Origin of the sequence: Hymenobacter fastidiosus (assembly GCF_039539565.1) — a bacterium.
Taxonomy (GTDB): Bacteria; Bacteroidota; Bacteroidia; order Cytophagales; family Hymenobacteraceae; genus Hymenobacter; species Hymenobacter fastidiosus.
Map to the genome: position 1 here is coordinate 1 of NZ_BAABDJ010000004.1, position 621 is coordinate 621.

Genomic DNA, 621 nt, shown 5'->3' on the forward strand with positions numbered 1-621 from the left:
ACTGCACCCGGCCCTGCACCAGCGCGGCCTGGCGGTTCTGCAGCTCCGTGAGGGCCTCCACCGAGTCGATGGCGGCCAAGTCGCCGTAGCGGACCCGCTCGCGCACGGCCCGGAAGCGCACCGCCGCCAGCTCGGTATTCTGGCGCAGCAGCTCCTGCCGCTGGTAGCTCAGCGTCCAGTCCCAGTAGTCTTTGGCGGCCTGCAGCTGGAGCTTGTTCAGGGCCCCGCGCCGCTCGGCTTCGGCCAGGCCCTGCAGCGCCTGCGCCTGGCGCACCGCCGCCCGCCGCTCATCTATCAGCAGCCCCTGCGCCAGCGGCACCGAGAGGCCCACGTAGCTCAGGCCCACCGGGGCCGTGGAGCTTTCGGGGTTGACGAAGGTGCCCACGCCCCGCTCGAAGCCCGCTTTCACGTCGGCCCCGAACCAAAGCGGCACCCGCAGCTGGGCGTCCCAGTCGTGGAAGTAGTCCTTGCCGCCGAAGGTTTTGCCGTAGTATTTGCTGGTTGCCGCGGGGTCGAACTGGCCGCGGGCGAAGCGCACTTCCTGCAGGGCCCGCTCGGGCAGCAGGCCCGCCTGCCGGGCCACGGGGTGGCGCAGCGTGACGAAGGTCAATAAATCGGCCA

General features: G+C 71.0%; 1 protein-coding gene. It reads right to left on the bottom strand.

Annotation, left to right across the window (positions count from 1 at the left end):
• On the bottom strand, window positions 1–621 hold a 621-nt coding region (locus ABD833_RS03530; RefSeq protein ID WP_345071024.1), incomplete at both ends, for a TolC family protein.